Annotated in this window: 13 protein-coding genes and 1 riboswitch; of the genes, 2 read left to right on the top strand and 11 right to left on the bottom strand. The window is 47.4% G+C overall.

Translation table 11 applies throughout. The features are described from left to right. Window positions 1-108: 108 nt before the first annotated feature. From panF to B5F87_RS20890, 11 genes are all read right to left on the bottom strand, one after another. On the bottom strand, window positions 109-1,596 hold the full coding sequence (gene panF / locus B5F87_RS02220) for a sodium/pantothenate symporter (protein ID WP_204246030.1): 1,488 nt from the start codon (window positions 1,594-1,596) through the stop codon (window positions 109-111). Continuing rightward, window positions 1,586-1,846, bottom strand: a complete 261-nt coding sequence (locus tag B5F87_RS02215) for a YhdT family protein (RefSeq protein ID WP_087276022.1) — start codon at window positions 1,844-1,846, stop codon at window positions 1,586-1,588. The genes panF and B5F87_RS02215 overlap by 11 nt, the downstream gene beginning before the upstream one ends. A gap of 67 nt (window positions 1,847-1,913) precedes the next feature. Beyond that, complete coding sequence (hflX, locus tag B5F87_RS02210; RefSeq protein WP_087276019.1) at window positions 1,914-3,176, bottom strand: GTPase HflX; 1,263 nt, start codon at window positions 3,174-3,176, stop codon at window positions 1,914-1,916. A gap of 265 nt (window positions 3,177-3,441) precedes the next feature. Further along, on the bottom strand, window positions 3,442-6,273 hold the full coding sequence (uvrA, locus tag B5F87_RS02205) for an excinuclease ABC subunit UvrA (protein WP_087276016.1): 2,832 nt from the start codon (window positions 6,271-6,273) through the stop codon (window positions 3,442-3,444). 261 nt (window positions 6,274-6,534) lie between these two features. Next, entirely contained in the window at window positions 6,535-8,526 is a 1,992-nt protein-coding gene (uvrB, locus tag B5F87_RS02200) for an excinuclease ABC subunit UvrB (RefSeq protein WP_087276013.1), read from the bottom strand. Window positions 8,527-8,615: 89 nt separating this feature from the next. Continuing rightward, window positions 8,616-9,599, bottom strand: a complete 984-nt coding sequence (locus B5F87_RS02195) for a virulence RhuM family protein (protein ID WP_087276009.1) — start codon at window positions 9,597-9,599, stop codon at window positions 8,616-8,618. A gap of 144 nt (window positions 9,600-9,743) precedes the next feature. Continuing rightward, window positions 9,744-10,766: an AAA family ATPase gene (locus B5F87_RS02190; protein ID WP_343215717.1), complete on the bottom strand. Its 1,023-nt coding sequence runs from the start codon at window positions 10,764-10,766 to the stop codon at window positions 9,744-9,746. Further along, a complete protein-coding gene (locus tag B5F87_RS02185) occupies window positions 10,673-11,173 on the bottom strand; it encodes a hypothetical protein (RefSeq protein WP_143405176.1) in 501 nt (166 codons plus the stop codon). The genes B5F87_RS02190 and B5F87_RS02185 overlap by 94 nt, the downstream gene beginning before the upstream one ends. After that, a complete protein-coding gene (locus B5F87_RS21645) occupies window positions 11,136-11,258 on the bottom strand; it encodes a hypothetical protein (protein ID WP_343215712.1) in 123 nt (40 codons plus the stop codon). Before B5F87_RS21645 ends, B5F87_RS02185 begins: the two co-directional genes overlap by 38 nt. 329 nt (window positions 11,259-11,587) lie before the next feature. Next, a complete protein-coding gene (gene glnA / locus B5F87_RS02175) occupies window positions 11,588-13,015 on the bottom strand; it encodes a type I glutamate--ammonia ligase (protein ID WP_087275998.1) in 1,428 nt (475 codons plus the stop codon). A gap of 33 nt (window positions 13,016-13,048) precedes the next feature. Beyond that, window positions 13,049-13,198 (bottom strand): hypothetical protein, encoded by a 150-nt coding sequence (locus B5F87_RS20890; protein ID WP_158096922.1) that lies wholly within the window; start codon window positions 13,196-13,198, stop codon window positions 13,049-13,051. A gap of 43 nt (window positions 13,199-13,241) precedes the next feature. Then, window positions 13,242-13,349, top strand: a riboswitch (glycine riboswitch). A 140-nt stretch (window positions 13,350-13,489) separates the two neighbouring features. Between B5F87_RS20890 and B5F87_RS02170 the strand changes: the two genes are divergently transcribed. Beyond that, window positions 13,490-14,911: a sodium:alanine symporter family protein gene (locus B5F87_RS02170; protein WP_087276203.1), complete on the top strand. Its 1,422-nt coding sequence runs from the start codon at window positions 13,490-13,492 to the stop codon at window positions 14,909-14,911. Window positions 14,912-15,144: 233 nt separating this feature from the next. After that, window positions 15,145-17,148 carry a molecular chaperone HtpG gene (htpG, locus tag B5F87_RS02165; RefSeq protein WP_087275995.1) on the top strand — a complete coding sequence of 668 codons (2,004 nt, stop codon included), beginning with the start codon at window positions 15,145-15,147 and terminating at the stop codon, window positions 17,146-17,148. Window positions 17,149-17,267 lie beyond the last annotated feature (119 nt).

Genomic DNA, 17,267 nt, shown 5'->3' with positions numbered 1-17,267 from the left:
CTTCATGTCACGTTCAATTCATAGATCCATCTTCTCCCTCTGGTTTTGGATTAATAAATCTATCTTCTTTTGCCGCCTGGAAACGACCTGAAAAGGGCGGCGCTGTCTTTATTCACAAAAATATGTTCCAAGAGTTTCCTTGTCCACATCTTTACCCACATAAGAACCAATGATCATACAGAGCAGTGAAACCACAATACCAATCAAAATCTGATGAATTTCCATGATTTTTATGCCCATAAGCATAGTCAGACAATACACGACTGTTCCTCCTGCCATGGCCCAGATGGCTCCGGTTTTGTTGGCTTTTTTCCAGAACATACCGAGTATAAACACCCAGAAAAATGCGGTTTCCAGCCCGCCGAAAGCGAACATATTGATTTTCCAGATAACATCCGGCGGGTTAATTGATATAAAGAAAATAATCAGGCCCAGCACAAGGGTGCAGAGCTGACTGAGCATGCTCGTCTTCTTCTCCGAAATTTTCTGCTGGCTCTTTTCTTTTTCATACATATAGACATCCTTTATAATGGAAGAAGTTGCCGTCAGAAGCAGGGAGGATATGGTGGATATGGACGCTGCGATCGGTCCGATGATGGTAATTCCCGCCACCAGAGGCGACAGGGAGCGGACGATTGCCAGCGGCATAATGTTATCCACACTGTTTCCATAGGCTGCCAGGTCTTCCGTCAGGATCCCCTGGGAGAGCACGCCGATAAAGTTCATGCCGATGTTCATGGCGCCGATGACAACGGTACCGATGATAATAGCGCGATGCAACGATTTCGTATCCTTGTATGTGATACAGCGAACCACTGACTGCGGCAGTCCCACTGTGAAGATACCCACTAACATCCACTGGGAAATGTACAGTGTGTACGGCATATTTCCTCCGGACAGCGGTTCCAGCAGTTCCGGACGGCGCACAGTGATCTGCTCCATGATGGCTTCGTAGCCGCCTCCGGCCTGAAGGATTCCCACGAGCAGAATGAACATGCCCACCAGCATGGCAATGGCGCAGAGCGCGTCGGTTACCGCCACACCGCGGAAACCGCCCACGGCAGTATAGACGACTACTACCAGACCGAATACCACAAGGCCGACCACATAAGAATACCCGGTCACTGCCTCAAACAGCTTGGCGCCGCCCACAAACTGGGCTACCATCGTCGCCGAGAAAAACAGCACGATGATAATGGCAGACAGATTGGCCAGCAGATCGGACTGATAGCGGTGACGAATCACATCAATGACTGTTACGGCGTCAATCTTACGGGATACTATGGCCATTTTTTTGCCAAGAATCCCCAATACAAGAAACAATGCCGTCACCTGAACCACAGACATGTATATCCACCCGAAGCCTATGTCCCACGCCTGTCCCGGTCCGCCCACAAAAGAGCTTACGGAGCTGTAGGTGGCCACAGTAGTCATGGCGAGAACAAAACCTCCAAGACTTCTGGAACCGGTAAAATACTCATTGAGGAAATTACCGGAACTCTTTTTTGCCGCTGCATTTCGCAAATAAATACTCACTGCCAGCATGGCCATCATAAATATAAATACCGGCAGCAATCCCCATATATTACCGTTCATGTTTCTCATCCTCATCTTCCAGATCAAAATCTTTAAATACTTTTTTTACCATCCAGACAACCATTATAATGGAAAAAATCCACGTACCGATACACCCGGTGATGGCCCAGAGCGGTGTATGGCACACGGTTATGTTCAGATGGCTGACACCAAATCCCGCGATTGCCCAAAATACGATCAGGACGAGGAGGGCGGCGACGCAGGCTCCGGCTTCTTTTTTTATCTGCCGGTACTTTTCTTTCAGTTTCATACTTTTCCCTCTTTTCTCTTCTGTCCCAAAACAGCTTTCTCATAAGTCTGTTCCGGAACCCTTGGTTTTATATTACCACATACTGCTTATATTTTTTCAAATCTTTCAGTAGACAATTCATGGTCAGCTTCGTTCCTTCCGCCAGATATTCCGTTTCCTTTACGGTTGCATTCTCACTGAAGTAAGAGACCAGGGCTCCCTCCGTATAAGGAATCAGCATCACGCAGTCCACGTAATTCTGGTAAATGTGACTGGAAATCATCTCGACCAGCTCCTCCAGACCAATACCTCTTTTGGCAGCCATATATATGTCATCTCCTCTGATCTGAGGCAGAGGTTCAATAATACCGTCACATTTATTGTAAACATGAATACACGGAATCTGTTCCGCTCCCAGCTCCCTAAGGGTATCTTCCGTCACTTTCATCTGATCCTTATGGTTCTCGTCGGAATAATCTACAATTTCCAGCAGCAGGTCCGCATACTTGACCTCCTCCAAAGTAGAATGAAACGCCTGAACCAGATTGTGGGGAAGCTTGTTGATGAATCCAACGGTGTCCGATATGAGAAACTCTTTTTTGTCCGGCAGGTGAATACTCCTGATGGTCGTATCCAGCGTGGCAAACAACATATCCTCCGCCAGCACCTTTTTCTCATCCTTCTGCTCGTATTTATCCAGAAGCGCATTCATCAAAGTAGATTTGCCGGCGTTGGTATATCCTACCAAAGCAACCTGCGGTATTCCCTGAATCAGACGGCGCTTTCTCTGTGTTTCCCGGTTTTTCTCTACTACTTTCAATTCCTTTTTCAATTCGGAAATGCGATGACGAATCTTCCGCTTATCCAGCTCCAGCTTCGTCTCTCCGGCACCCCGGTTTGACATGCCGCCGCTGGTTCCACCCTGACGGCTCAGCACCTCGCCCATGCCGGTCAGTCTCGGAAGTTCGTACTGCAGCCTGGCGGTTTCCACCTGGATTTTCGCCTCCCTTGTCTGCGCTCTGGAAGAAAAAATCTGCAGAATCAGATTCGTCCGGTCCAGAATCGGTCTCTCGATAATATCCTTCAGATTCCGCAGCTGCATAGGAGAAAGAGTGTTGTCAAAAATGACCACATCCGCGTTCAGCATGTGCGCCACGGCCTTAATCTCATCCACCTTTCCGGTTCCCACATAGACTCCGGTATTGATCTGACTTACATTCTGTGTCTCTACGCCGACAACTTCCATATCACAGGCTTCCGCCAGACTTTCCAGTTCTTTCAAAGCATTTTCAAAATCAGGGTCGTCATTGAGGTTCACGCCAACTAATAAGGCTTTTATTTTTTCGTCCATTCCATCTCCATCTTCTTAAAATAATATATTCTTTCACTTAATACCGAAAACATAAACAAAACATTGATACCAGCAAATGTATGGTAAATATTTTAAAGGAAATACATTAATAAATATTTCTTTTTCAAATATACAGGTTTCCGGTAAAATAATCAACCTTTATGCGCAATCTTGCTTTTTAAAAACCGCATAACGCAGGCTTCCTGAGAGTTTTTTTATCTTTTCGCTATCTTTATATCCCACCGTATGATCCGGGAAGCGGCCGTTATGCCAGATATTTTTTCAAATACTGCCCCGTGTAGGATTCCGGCACTGCCGCCACTTCCTCCGGCGTTCCTGTTGTAACGACGGTTCCGCCGCCGTCGCCGCCTTCCGGTCCCATGTCAATGATATAATCGGCGGTCTTGATGACTTCCAGATTATGTTCAATGACCACCACGGTGTTGCCGCCCTCGGTGAGCCGCTGCAGAATCTCCGTCAGTTTCTGAACGTCTGCAAAATGCAGACCGGTGGTCGGCTCATCCAGCACGTAGATGGTCTTTCCTGTGCTCTGGCGGGAAAGTTCCGTGGCAAGCTTCACCCTCTGCGCCTCGCCGCCGGATAAGGTCGTGGACGGCTGGCCCAGTTTAATATAGCCAAGTCCCACGTCACGCAGTGTCTCGATTTTTCTGCGGATGGACGGCAGGCTGTCGAAGAACCGGCAGGCTTCTTCCACCGTCATATCCAGCACCTCGTAAATGTTTTTGCCTTTATATTTTACTTCCAATGTCTCCCGGTTATACCGATGGCCGTGGCAGACTTCGCACGGAACGTATACGTCCGGCAGGAAATTCATCTCAATCTTGATGATACCGTCGCCGGCGCAGGCCTCGCAGCGCCCGCCTTTCTTATTAAAACTGAAACGCCCCTTGTCATATCCTCTCGCCTTGGCGTCCTTGGTCATGGCAAAAAGCTCCCTGATGTGGTCGAAAACTCCGGTGTAGGTAGCCGGGTTGGAGCGCGGCGTCCGTCCGATCGGGGACTGATCGATGTTGATGATCTTATCCAGCTGCTCCACGCCCAGAATATCCTTATGTTTTCCCGGCTTGATGCGCGCCCGGTTCAGCAGGCAGGCAAGCTTTTTGTATAGAATCTCATTGATCAGAGAACTCTTGCCGGAGCCTGACACGCCGGTTACGCAGGTCAGCACGCCCAGAGGAAACTTTACGGTAACATTTTTCAGATTATTTTCTGCAGCGCCTTTCACGGTCAGCCAGCCGGTCGGCTTTCTGCTTACCCCCGGCACAGGAATCCTCCGTTTGCCGCTTAGGTATTCTCCGGTGATGGAGTTCGGATTACGCATCAGCTCTTCCGCCGTTCCCGTGGCGACTACCTCGCCGCCGTACTCGCCGGCCTCCGGACCGATATCTACGATATAATCCGCCGCCAGCATGGTATCTTCGTCGTGTTCCACCACAATGAGGGAATTGCCCAGATCCCGCAGACTTTTCAGAGCGTGAATCAGCTTGTCATTGTCCCGCTGATGCAGACCGATGCTCGGCTCGTCGAGAATGTAGGCAACGCCCACCAGGCCGGAGCCGATCTGGGTGGCGAGACGGATTCGCTGCGCTTCTCCTCCGGAAAGGGTCCCTGTGGCCTGAGAAAGACTCAGATAATCCAGCCCCACATCGTTCAGGAAACCAATCCTTCCCCGAATCTCCCGGAGAATCTGTTTTCCAATCATGAGCTGACGGTCGTTGAGCTGTACATTTTTGAAAAACTCCACCAGCCGTTTTACAGAAAGATTCGTGAGTTCTGCGATATTGTAATCTCCCACAGTCACCGCCAGAGACTCTTCCTTCAGTCGCTGTCCGTGGCAGGAATCACACGGCGTCACCGTCATGAAGTTCTCATATTCTGCCTTCAAACGTTCCGAATGATTCTCTCTGTATCTTCTCTGTACATTTCTTATGAGCCCTTCAAAGGCAACGTCGTAGTATCCTTCGCCACGTTTTCCCTTGTAATGTACGGTCACCTCTTTGCCGTTCGTGCCGTAAATCAGCATATCCTGCACTTCCGGCCGAAGATCCTGAAACGGCGTGTTCAGGTCAAAATCATATTCCTCTGCCAGAGCGTCCAGGATGGCTCTCGTGTAGCTTTTCGGGTCGGTGCAGGACTGCCAGCCGAGAACGGTGATGGCGCCCTCCGCAATGCTCATCCGCTTGTCCGGAATCATCAGATCCACGTCAAACTCCATCTTGAAGCCAAGGCCATGGCAGACCGGGCAGGCGCCGAACGGATTATTGAAGGAAAAACTCCGCGGCTCAATCTCATCGATGCTGACGCCACAGTCTGGACAGGAGAAGCTCTGACTGAAATTCATCGGCTCTCCTCCCGGCACATCCACCAGCAGCAGACCGCCGGTCAGAGCCATGACGGTCTCCACGGAATCGGCCAGACGCTGCTCAATGCCTTCTTTTATCACCAGACGATCCACCACGATCTCTATGGTATGTTTTTTATTTTTTTCCAGTTTGATCTCCTCGGACAGATCATAAAGATGCCCGTCGATCCGCACCCGGACGTAACCGCTGCGCCTTGCGTTGTCGAGAATCTTCACATGCTCGCCCTTTCTTCCCCGGACGATAGGCGCCAGCAGCTGGATCTTCGTCCGCTCCGGCAGTCCCATCAGCGTGTCCACGATCTGATCCACCGTCTGCTTCTCAATGACCTTGCCGCATTTCGGGCAGTGTGGAATCCCCACCCGGGCATAGAGCAGACGGAGATAGTCATAGATCTCCGTCACTGTTCCCACGGTGGAACGCGGGTTCCGGTTGGTGGATTTCTGGTCAATGGAAATGGCCGGGGACAGTCCCTGAATGTCGTCCACGTCCGGCTTCTCCATCTGTCCCAGGAACTGTCTCGCATACGAAGACAGGGACTCCATGTATCTGCGCTGTCCCTCCGCATAAATGGTGTCAAAAGCAAGAGAGGACTTTCCGGAACCGCTCAGTCCCGTCAGCACCACAAATTCATTTCTCGGTATATTTACATCAATATTCTTCAGGTTGTGCTCCCTGGCACCCCGAATACGAATATATTCTTTCTTTTCACTCATGTATATCTCCCTTTGTCTGTCAGACTTCTGACCACTGTATAAGCCCGGTACATTTCCCGGGAAAATCTACTGCGGGCAGTTCATCCCCGAAAATGTATTAGTGTACTGACATGTTCATTTTCCAACGAATGTGCCAGTACACTAAGCTCTGTGTTCTTGTTATAACTGCTTTTGGTATCTTACCTTCTTATAAAATATTTTGCAAGAGATATTCTGCTTTTTTGACCCTTCGTCTGCCGGTTTTGACCCTTTACCTGCCGGTCAGTCAAAATCCCGCAGGGCAATCTTGTATTTCTTCAGCTCGTCACGCAGCTCTGCCGCCTCCTCGAAGTTCAGCTCCGCGGCCGCGCGGTTCATTTTCTTGGTGAGCTGAGCAATCATTTCTTTTAATTCTTTCTTGTCCATGGACTCGATATCCTTCTTCAGTCCCCGCCCAGCTTCCTCTTTTTCTTCCTCGCTGGTAATGGAAATCACGTCCCGGATGGCCTTCTGAATGGTCTGCGGCGTAATGCCGTGCTCTTCGTTGTACTCCATCTGAATCTTCCGGCGCCGCTCTGTCTCGCTGATGGCCGCCCGCATGGAATCGGTGATGGTATCGGCATACATGATTACGTGGCCTTCCGCGTTCCGGGCCGCTCTCCCGATGGTCTGCACCAGCGAAGTCTCCGAACGGAGGAATCCTTCTTTGTCAGCATCCAGTATGGCGATGAGTGTCACCTCCGGAATATCCAGTCCCTCTCGCAGCAGGTTGATACCCACCAGCACGTCAAAGACGTCCATACGCAGATCCCGCACGATTTCAATTCGCTCCAGGGTATCGATATCGGAGTGCAGATATTTCACCCGGATATCCAGTTCCTTCATATAAGAAGTCAGATCCTCCGCCATCCGTTTGGTCAGAGTGGTCACAAGAATCTTGTGCTTTTTTTCCACCTCTTTATTGATCTCGCTGATCAGATCGTCGATCTGCCCCTCCACCGGACGCACATCAATGAGCGGATCCAGAAGACCGGTCGGCCGGATGATCTGCTCCGCCCGGAGCATCTCATGCTCATCCTCATACACATTTGGCGTAGCAGACACAAAGAGCATCTGGTCAATGTGTTCCTCAAACTCGGAGAAATTCAACGGCCGGTTGTCAAGAGCAGACGGCAGGCGGAACCCGTAATCCACCAGAGTCTGTTTCCTGGAACGGTCTCCGGCGTACATGCCCCGCACCTGCGGCACAGTAATGTGGGACTCGTCCACGATCATAAGAAAATCATCCCCGAAGAAGTCGATAAGCGTATATGGCGCCTGTCCCGGCGCAAGGCCCGTCAGATGTCGTGAATAGTTCTCGATGCCGGAGCAGAATCCCGTCTCCTTCAGCATCTCTATATCAAAATTGGTCCGCTCCGCAATCCGCTGCGCTTCCAGGAGCTGGTCATGTTCCTTGAACCATGCCACCCGTTCTTCCAGTTCCTCCTTGATGGATACCACCGCCTTCTCAATCTGCTCCTGCGGCACCACATAGTGGGACGCCGGGAAAATAGCCGCAAAGTTGAGACTCGCCTTAATCTCCCCGGTCAGAATGTCCACCTGCACGATCCGGTCAATCTCATCGCCGAAGAACTCCACCCGGATGGCGTCCTCAAAGGTGGACACCGGCAGAATCTCCAGCACGTCTCCCCGCACCCGGAAGGTTCCCCTCTTAAAATCCAGTTCATTTCTTACATATTGAATGTCAATCAGTCTGCGCACGACCTCATCCCGGTCGATCTCCATGCCCGGCCGGAGCGAAATCATCATCTCCGCGTAGTCCTTCTTGCTTCCGATACCGTAGATACACGACACCGAGGAGACCACGATGACATCCTTCCGCTCAATGAGCGCCGCCGTGGCGCTGTGCCGCAGCTTATCGATCTCGTCATTGATTGACGAGTCCTTCTCAATGTAGGTGTCCGTGGACGGCACGTAAGCCTCCGGCTGGTAGTAATCATAGTAGGAGACAAAATATTCCACCGCATTGTGCGGAAAAAACGCCTTAAACTCGCTGTACAGCTGCGCCGCCAGCGTCTTGTTATGCGCCAGAATCAACGTCGGCTTATTCAACTGCTGGATAACATTGGCCATGGTAAAAGTCTTACCCGACCCGGTAACACCCAGCAGTGTTTCAAACTGATTACCCTCTTTAAAGCCCTTCACCAGCTTCTCGATAGCCTGCGGCTGATCGCCGGTGGGAGCGAATTCTGATACTAATTCGAAATGGTCCATGATAGATTCTCCTTTGTTGATTTTGATATGTTCGATATCAGCTATACTCAAAAATCATTTTTCTCTCTTATAAATTTAGGTTAATCCTTTTATTCTAACTCTTCTAACTTATTAATGCTCCCCAAAAAATGTTCTTCTACTAAGGATACTCTGTTTCTTTCCAGTTTTTTATATCTTTCATACTCACTATGAGCTTTTTCAAGCGCTTGCTTATGTGTAACAGTCCCTTTAGTCTTAAGTATATCCCTTCTTGTCATTTTCAAATAGTCATCTATGGTTTCCAACCAGTCTTTCATATACATAGGCTCATGATTTAATGCATGTACCTCCGCAATATCCAAATAGGCGGTAACAATTTTATTTAATGCATCCATTTCGTCTTTATTCAAATAGTTTTTTGCTACTTCTACGTCTGTCTTTTTTATGGATTTCCCCTGCCAGGAAGTTAATCCCATATGTTCTTTTTCTGCATCCGCTCTTTGATATATCACTTCTGCAGCTGTATGCTTATGTGCTGCCCAATGCATTTTATTCTGTACCTGTTTAAAGAAAAGAATTGAACTTTCTGCTCTTGGATCATAATCAATGCTAGTTGCATAAATTTCCAATACTTTTCTCCAAAAAACCTTTTCTGATGACCTGATATCACGAATACGTTCTAATAATTCATCAAAATAGTTTCCGCCCCCTAAGCGTTTTAAACGATCGTCATCTAAAGCAAAACCTTTTTGCATATATTCCTTTAAAATATTCGTTGCCCATATTCTAAACTGAGTACCACGCAAAGATTTTACTCTATATCCCACAGATATAATCACATCCAGATTATAATAATCCACTTGATAGGTTTTTCTATCATCAGCAGTATGGGCAAATTTTGCCCATACTGATTCTTTTTTCAATTCTCCCTCTTTAAAAATATTGCGTATATGTTTTCCTATAACACTTCTGTCTCTTTGAAACAACTCTGCCATCTGTTCTACAGAAAGCCATACCGTATCATCTACAAAAGTTGCCTCAATCTTTGTTAATCCATCTTCTGTAGTATACATCAGAAAATTAGATTCCTTCATCTGTCTCACCTCTCTATCTGCTGAAATATTCTGCCAAAACCAATATCCCTGTAATTTTGCTCTGTCTCATATCGCTCAGACAGCTTATGTATCTCCTTATGATACCGCAAAATCATTTTGTATTTATCATAAAATAAAATCGAATCAGAATTTATTCACAGCGCTTTGGTATATCTCGCCATATATTTCTTCCGACGCATTGATTTCATCGAGAACCTTCAGATATTCCACATACTGTGAATAATATTGACAATTTCTGATCAAAATCGTGTGATATTTCTCAAAGTTTTCTTTGACCAGAGCAATGAGGAAATCTCTTGCAGACGGATTTTGATAGGTGATCGTCAACAACCCTTCTTCACCTCTTTTATACCTGTCCGTTCGGATCACAGTCTTTTCCAGTTCAATGACAGCATCGGAAAAATTTTTCCACTCAGGGGTATTTGTCTGTGCTTTCATCTCATCATTATAACTTTTCTCCAGATATTGCATTTCTATCGGCATCGGAAAGATGAGTGTCAACATGTATAATATTTTGGCTTCCTCTGATAAATCATGAAAAATCTTTTTCCAAAATTCCTGGGGACACCGGATATATTTATCAAACTCTACCACACATTTTTCTGCCGACATATCCGGTTTAATATGCTTTGTAAATAATTCTATTACCCGCGGATTATAATTAGGCGAATAGATCACTCTGCGATAATGACTCTGCAATTCCCTGGTCTGTTCCCACGTCAAACAGGAACTTTTCAGATGTCCATAATAAATCTGCAGCTTTTCTTCGTCTGAATACTGCTCCACCCTGCATTCAAGTTCATAGTCTTTCACCATACGACGCAGTTCTTCATTCTGTTCCAGTCCCTGCTCCAAAATATATTCTCGCGTGGTCATAACAAGCAGACAATCTTTATGTCTGCGAATACGATCAATAAATGTTACTAATTCTCCTGCCTGCTTTCCGCTTCCAAATTTGTCAAAACCATTGCTTCCCCAAAAATCATCATAGAATATAACTTTTTTCCCTTCGATCTCCAGGGCAATATATAGTTCGTCCACGGACGACACACTTAAAAACGCCTGAAAGTGATATTTGACATAATAGTATAAGGAAAGCTGCTGTGCCAAAGTGGTTTTACCGACACCCGGCTCTCCGGAAATAATAATAACCCTGTTCTTTCGCAGCTGCATGACTGCATCTTTAAAAACGGACGTTTCAACAAAAACCTCTCTCTTTTTAATATCTCTTCATAACAGGTAATTGATTTTTGCACCAGCGCACTGTTTACCATTCGAAATAATTGTTTGCGCAATATATTGGCGCTGGGAATCCACAATTGATAATATTTATCTTCCACTTCCCGGTATTCTTTTTGGCTGAGCAGATTATTCAAATCCTCTTTCATCAATATATCGTCTGTACTAACAATATACGGAGACATCAGCTGATATATCTCATCTTTTTTCCTCACAGTAATGTTATCTGCTATCGCCAGAATGTACCGATCTACCCTTTTCCCCTTTGCCAGGAGTTTATCCTGTTTTGTTCTCTCTGTGCGCATTATCTTCATGATACTGTCGCCAGCATTTTTTTTTCTTTGCCTGAAAGATGATTGTATATCCATCTTTGGCCACATATCGCCCGTCGATTCCCATATCTCGGCCTTCTGCAAAAGACTCCAGAATAATGTGTTCTTTTATTTGTATGATATCTCTTGCAAAATTTTGAAATTCTGTCGGTGAAAATGCATGATAAAAGTCATAAGACATCAACTTGCCACCCCCGCTTTATCCTGAAAGTTTCCTTATAACCCGCTTCTATAGAAATAACCTGAATACCTGCTATCGCACTCCCTGATTGTAGTTGAAATTTTTTTTAGTATACCACACCCTCCCCCAAATGTATACATTTTTTAGAACATCTGTTCTTTTTGAGGCGTAAATTTTGAGCCGGATGCAGGACATCCGGCTCGTGTCAGGCAATATTACAGATCATAATACTTCTTAAATTCTGCCGGGTTCGGTATCTGGGACAGCTCCAGGGCTTCCTGGCGTTTGCGGTCAAGCCAGATCTCGATGAGGCGTTCCGGGAAGACGCCGCCGGCGGTCAGGTAGTCGTGGTCGGCTTCCAGAGCGTCGAGGGCTTCCTCGAGAGTCTTCGGCAGGGATTCTACTTTGGCCTTTTCCTCGTCGGACAGGTCGTAGAGGTTGAAGTCGTAAGGTCCCCAGCCGCAGGCGGACGGGTCGATTTTGTTGATGACGCCGTCGATGCCTGCCATGAGGATGGCCGCGTAGGCGTAATACGGGTTGGCGGTGGCGTCCGGGTTGCGCAGTTCAAAACGCTTGGTCTCCGGGGATTTGGCGTAGGCCGGAATACGGATGACTGCGCTTCGGTTGGAGGTGGCGTAGCCCACCGTCACAGGAGCCTCAAAGCCTGGCACCAGACGTTTGAAGGAGTTGGTGGACGGGTTGGTGAAAGCGCACAGGGACGCGATGTGCTTCAGCAGGCCGCCGATGAAGTAGTGGGCGGTCTGACTTAAGCCCGAGTATCCGTCCTTGTCGTAAAAGACCGGTTTTCCGTCTTTTTTCAGGAGCATGTGAACGTGCATGCCGTTACCGGCCTCATGGTGAATCGGCTTTGGCATGAAGGTGGCGGTTTTGCCTGCCTTAACGGCTGCGTTGCGGATGACATATTTGATGATCATGGTCTTGTCCGCCATGTCCACCATGTCGCCCAGTTCCACCTCGATCTCCATCTGACCGGAGCCGCCCACCTCGTGATGGTGGTATTTTACGTCCACGCCCCAGTTTTCCAGGAGGATGCACATCTGGCTTCTCAGATTATAGGCGATGTCCTGCGGTGCCGCCACGTGATAACCGCCGCCAGCAGGAACCTGAAAGCCGTTATTGTACAGACTCTCCTTTCCGCTGTTCCAGGCAGCCTGCGCCGTGTCAATGGTAAAAGAAGTCTTCTGCGGGGATACCGTGTAGCTTACGTTGTCAAAAAGATGAAATTCAAATTCCGGTCCGATGAGCATCTCATCGGCGACGCCCTGTTCTTTCATGTACTCCATGGCGCGCAGACTTACATTTCTCGGGTACTGGTCAAACGGCCGGTTCTCCTCGCCGATGACGCATACGTTGCCGCACATGGTCAGGGTCGGTATCTCCACGAACGGGTCGATGACCGCGGTGGATGGATCCGGGATGAATACCATGTCGCTCTTCTCCACCGGAGCGTAGCCATAGTTGGAGCCGTCGAATCCGATACCGTAGGTAAAGATATCCTCGTTGAACCGCTCCACCGGAATGGTAATATGACGCCACCGTCCATCCAGGTCTGTCATCTTAAAATCAATCATGCGGATACCCTGCTCCGCGCACATTTTTCTTAATTCTTCTACTCTTTCCATAATAACCTCCCACATTATTTTATTAAGTATATTCTAACATATTGTTAATTTTTTTACGATATTTTTCTTATTTAATTTATTATTTGAATTTTTATACTGAAAAACTTCAAAATAGCCCTCTGGTCCCCCGCTTTTTCCCCGATTCTCCATGAAAATTAAAATATCTGCAAAATCATCTTGCATTACTCTTCCGTTTATGATAGTCTGTTATCGTTCGCTATACATACAGCATTACTCTGGAGAGTCTTCACCGGCTTCGGCATACGGTGAAGCGCCGAAGGTGTACGGCAGATAGTTCTGCCAATCTCTCAGGCAAAAGGACAGAACACGTAAATGCATGTTTTTCTTCGGAGAGCTGATTTTTTGCAGCTCTTTTTTTGTTCTTCCCATCCTACTTTACACTCTTCTGCCTCCTTTTTTGCTGAATTGAAGATGGCGGAATTACACAGTAAAGAGGAAAGGAAGTATGAAAAAATGTTTGAAACTATCAACAATGTGCTGACGTCCATTGATAATGTGGTCTGGGGCGTACCCCTGATCGTTATGATCATGGCGACAGGCATCTATCTGACCATCCGTCTGCGGGGGCTTCAGGTCCGCAGACTCATTCTCGCCGTAAAATACATGTTCGCCAATGAAGAACATGACGGAGACGGCGAGATTTCCAGTTTTGCAGCCCTTTGTACGGCGCTTTCTGCCACCATCGGCACTGGTAATATCGTAGGCGTCGCCACCGCTATTGTTGCCGGGGGACCGGGCGCTCTGTTCTGGATGGTCATGGCCGCCATTGTTGGTACGGCTACAAAATATACAGAAGGTTTTCTGGCCATCAAGTACCGGACTATCGCTGAGGACGGACATGTGGTCGGCGGACCGTTTTATTACATTGAAAATGGTATGGGAAAACAGTGGCGCTGGCTGGCTAAGATTTTTGCCTTTTTCGGACTCTGCGTCGGTCTGATGGGCATCGGTACTTTCACACAGATCAACGGTATCACCAGCGCGGTCAAAAACTTTTTTGACCCGGGAAACGTAAATACTGTTTCATTGTTTGGCAGGGACTATTCCTGGGCAGTAGTGATCGCCGGCATTATTCTTACCGTCATTGTCGCTTTTGTTATCATCGGCGGTATTCAGAGAATATCTACCGTATCACAGGTCATAGTTCCATTTATGGCTATTGCTTACGTAGCAACCGCTCTGTTGATCCTCATTCTTAACTATGAAAGAATCCCTGGCGCCATTGTGGAGATTGTACAGGGAGCCTTCGGTCTCCGCGCCGCTGCCGGCGGTGCTCTGGGAGCCATGATCGTCGCTATGCAGAAAGGTATTGCCCGCGGTATTTTCTCCAATGAATCCGGCCTCGGCAGCGCGCCGATCGCCGCCGCCGCTGCTAAGTCCAACGAACCGGTTCGGCAGGGTCTTATCTCCATGCTGGGTACTGTCATCGACACGATCATCATCTGTACCATGACTGGTCTTTCCATCGTCATCACCGGTTCCTGGAATGTGGGACTGGACGGCGTTGACGTTACAACGAGAGCTTTCCAGGTTGGCCTGCCGTTCCCGGCACAGGTTTCTTCCTTTATATTAATGCTGTGCCTGGTATTCTTTGCCTTCACCACAATTCTCGGATGGGACTACTACAGTGAACGCTGCCTTGACTACCTGACTCACAATAACGCCAAAGCCGTGAAGATCTTCCGCTGGCTTTACATTGCCTGCGTTTTCATCGGCCCTTACATGACCGTGTCCGCCGTATGGACCATCGCCGATATCTTTAACGGCCTCATGGCGATTCCTAACCTGATTGCTCTGCTGGCATTAAGCAGTATTGTGGCGAGAGAAACCAAAGCATATTTTAAAAACTTTAAAGAGAAAAATACATTTAGGTAAAGATACTTCTCCACAAATATGTCTGATATTATTAGCACTCATCAAAAATGAGTGCTAATTTTTTCTTGACATTCATTTTTTTTGGTATTACTATATTATCCAAAGCCCGCTCTTTTTCACTTTGTCGGGCAGCATATGCCGTTACTGTTCACACCGTGACCAGTAACCGTATTCCAACAATTCCTCGCCGCTGCGGCGCGGATTTATTACCAAATCAAAAAGGAGATGCTATTATGGCTAAGCAGGGAAGTTTATCAATCAACAGCGAAAACATTTTTCCTATTATTAAAAAATGGCTGTACTCTGATCACGATATCTTCATTCGTGAGCTGGTCAGCAACGGCTGCGACGCTGTAACCAAATTAAAAAAATTATCTGTCATCGGCGAATATGAAGAGCCGGAAGGCAACAAATACAAAGTAGACGTTCTTGTCAGCCCGGAAGATAAGACGATAAAATTCATTGATAACGGTATCGGTATGACCGAGAGCGAAGTTGATGAATATATCAACCAGATCGCCTTCTCCGGCGCGGAAGCCTTCCTGGCACAATACAAAGACAAGACCAACGAAGAACAGATTATCGGTCATTTCGGTCTGGGCTTCTACTCCGCATTTATGGTTGCCGACCGTGTGACCATCGATACTCTTTCTTATAAAGAAGGTGCCAGACCGGTTCACTGGGAATGTGACGGCGGCACAGAGTTCTCCATGGAGGACGGCGAGAGAACAGAGCGTGGTACGGAGATCACCCTCTATCTCAACGAAGACAGCTATGAATTTTCCAACGAATACCGTGTTCGCGAGGTTCTGGAGAAATACTGTTCCTTCATGCCGGTGGAGATTTATTTCACCAATGAAGACGCAGAAGAACCGGAGAAAGAAGACATCCCGGATGTGGTGGACGTTGACGCCAAAGAAGATGCCTCTGATGCGGACGCAGCAACAGAGAATGCCGACGATACCGATGACGGCAGCGAAGGCGCAGACAGCGAAGATCATGAAGTCACTCTGGACGATGATGATGAAGAGGAAGAGGACGAAGGTCCGAAGCCGATCAACACCATACATCCTCTCTGGACCAAACATCCGAATGACTGTACTGAGGAAGAATACAAAGAATTCTACCGGGATACCTTCCATGACTACAGAGAGCCTTTATTCTGGATTCATCTGAACATGGATTACCCGTTCAACTTAAAAGGTATTCTCTACTTCCCGAAGATCAACTCTCAGTATGAGAGCATTGAGGGAACCATCAAATTATACAACAACCAGGTATTTATCGCCGACAACATCAAGGAAGTCATTCCGGAATACCTTCTTCTTCTGAAGGGATGCATCGACTGTCCGGATCTGCCGCTGAACGTATCCAGAAGCGCTCTGCAGAATGATGGGTTTGTAAAGAAGATCTCCAACTACATCACGAAAAAGGTAGCGGAGAAGTTATCCGGCATGTGCAAAACAGATCGGGAAGCCTATGAGAAATACTGGGATGACATTAGCCCGTTCATCAAATACGGCTGTATCCGTGACATGAAGTTCAACGAGAAGATGCGCGACTACATCATCTTTAAAAATATGGAAGGCAAATATATCACTCTTCCGGAATATCTGGAAGCAGGCAAAGACTCCTATGAAAACAAAGTCTTCTATATCACTGATGATGTGGCACAGTCCCAGTACATTAACATGTTCAAAGAAAACAACATGGATGCCGTTTATCTGACCCATCCGATCGACAATACTTTCATCACTCATCTGGAACAGGCGAACCCGGACGTCCGCTTCCTGCGTATCGACTCCGATCTGACCGACAACTTCAAAGAAGAAGTTTCCGAGGATGAGATGAAAGAGACCACCGAGAAGCTGGCAGAGTTATTCAAGAAAGCAACCGGACAGGAGAACCTGATTCTCAAGGTGGAAAAACTGAAAAACCCTGAGATATCTTCCATGATCACTGTTTCCGAGCAGACAAGACGTATGGCGGAAATGATGGAAATGTACGGCATGAGCAAGAGTGAGACCGGTCTTGGCGCACAGGGCGAAACTCTCATATTAAACGCCAACAACGAACTGGTTCAGTTCATCTTAAATAATGAAGAGAACGAAAACACCGAACTCATCTGCCAGCAGATTTACGACCTGGCACAGCTTGCCAACCATCCGCTGAAACCGGAGGAAATGACCAAGTTCGTGGCACGCTCCAACAAAATCCTTGGTATCCTGACCAAATAAATGTGTTCTTATACCGATCAGACACTTTGAAAACTTATATCTGAAAACACACAAATAAAAAACCGCTGCTCTGCAGAATCGATAATCTGTAAAGCAGCGGTTCTTTTATTTATTGGTAT

The organism is Eubacterium sp. An3, from assembly GCF_002159465.1.
In the GTDB taxonomy this organism is placed as follows: domain Bacteria; phylum Bacillota; class Clostridia; order Lachnospirales; family Lachnospiraceae; genus Anaerobutyricum; species Anaerobutyricum stercoris.
The sequence above is the reverse complement of the archived record's forward strand: the minus strand, read 5'-3'. Positions and strand labels throughout refer to the sequence as shown.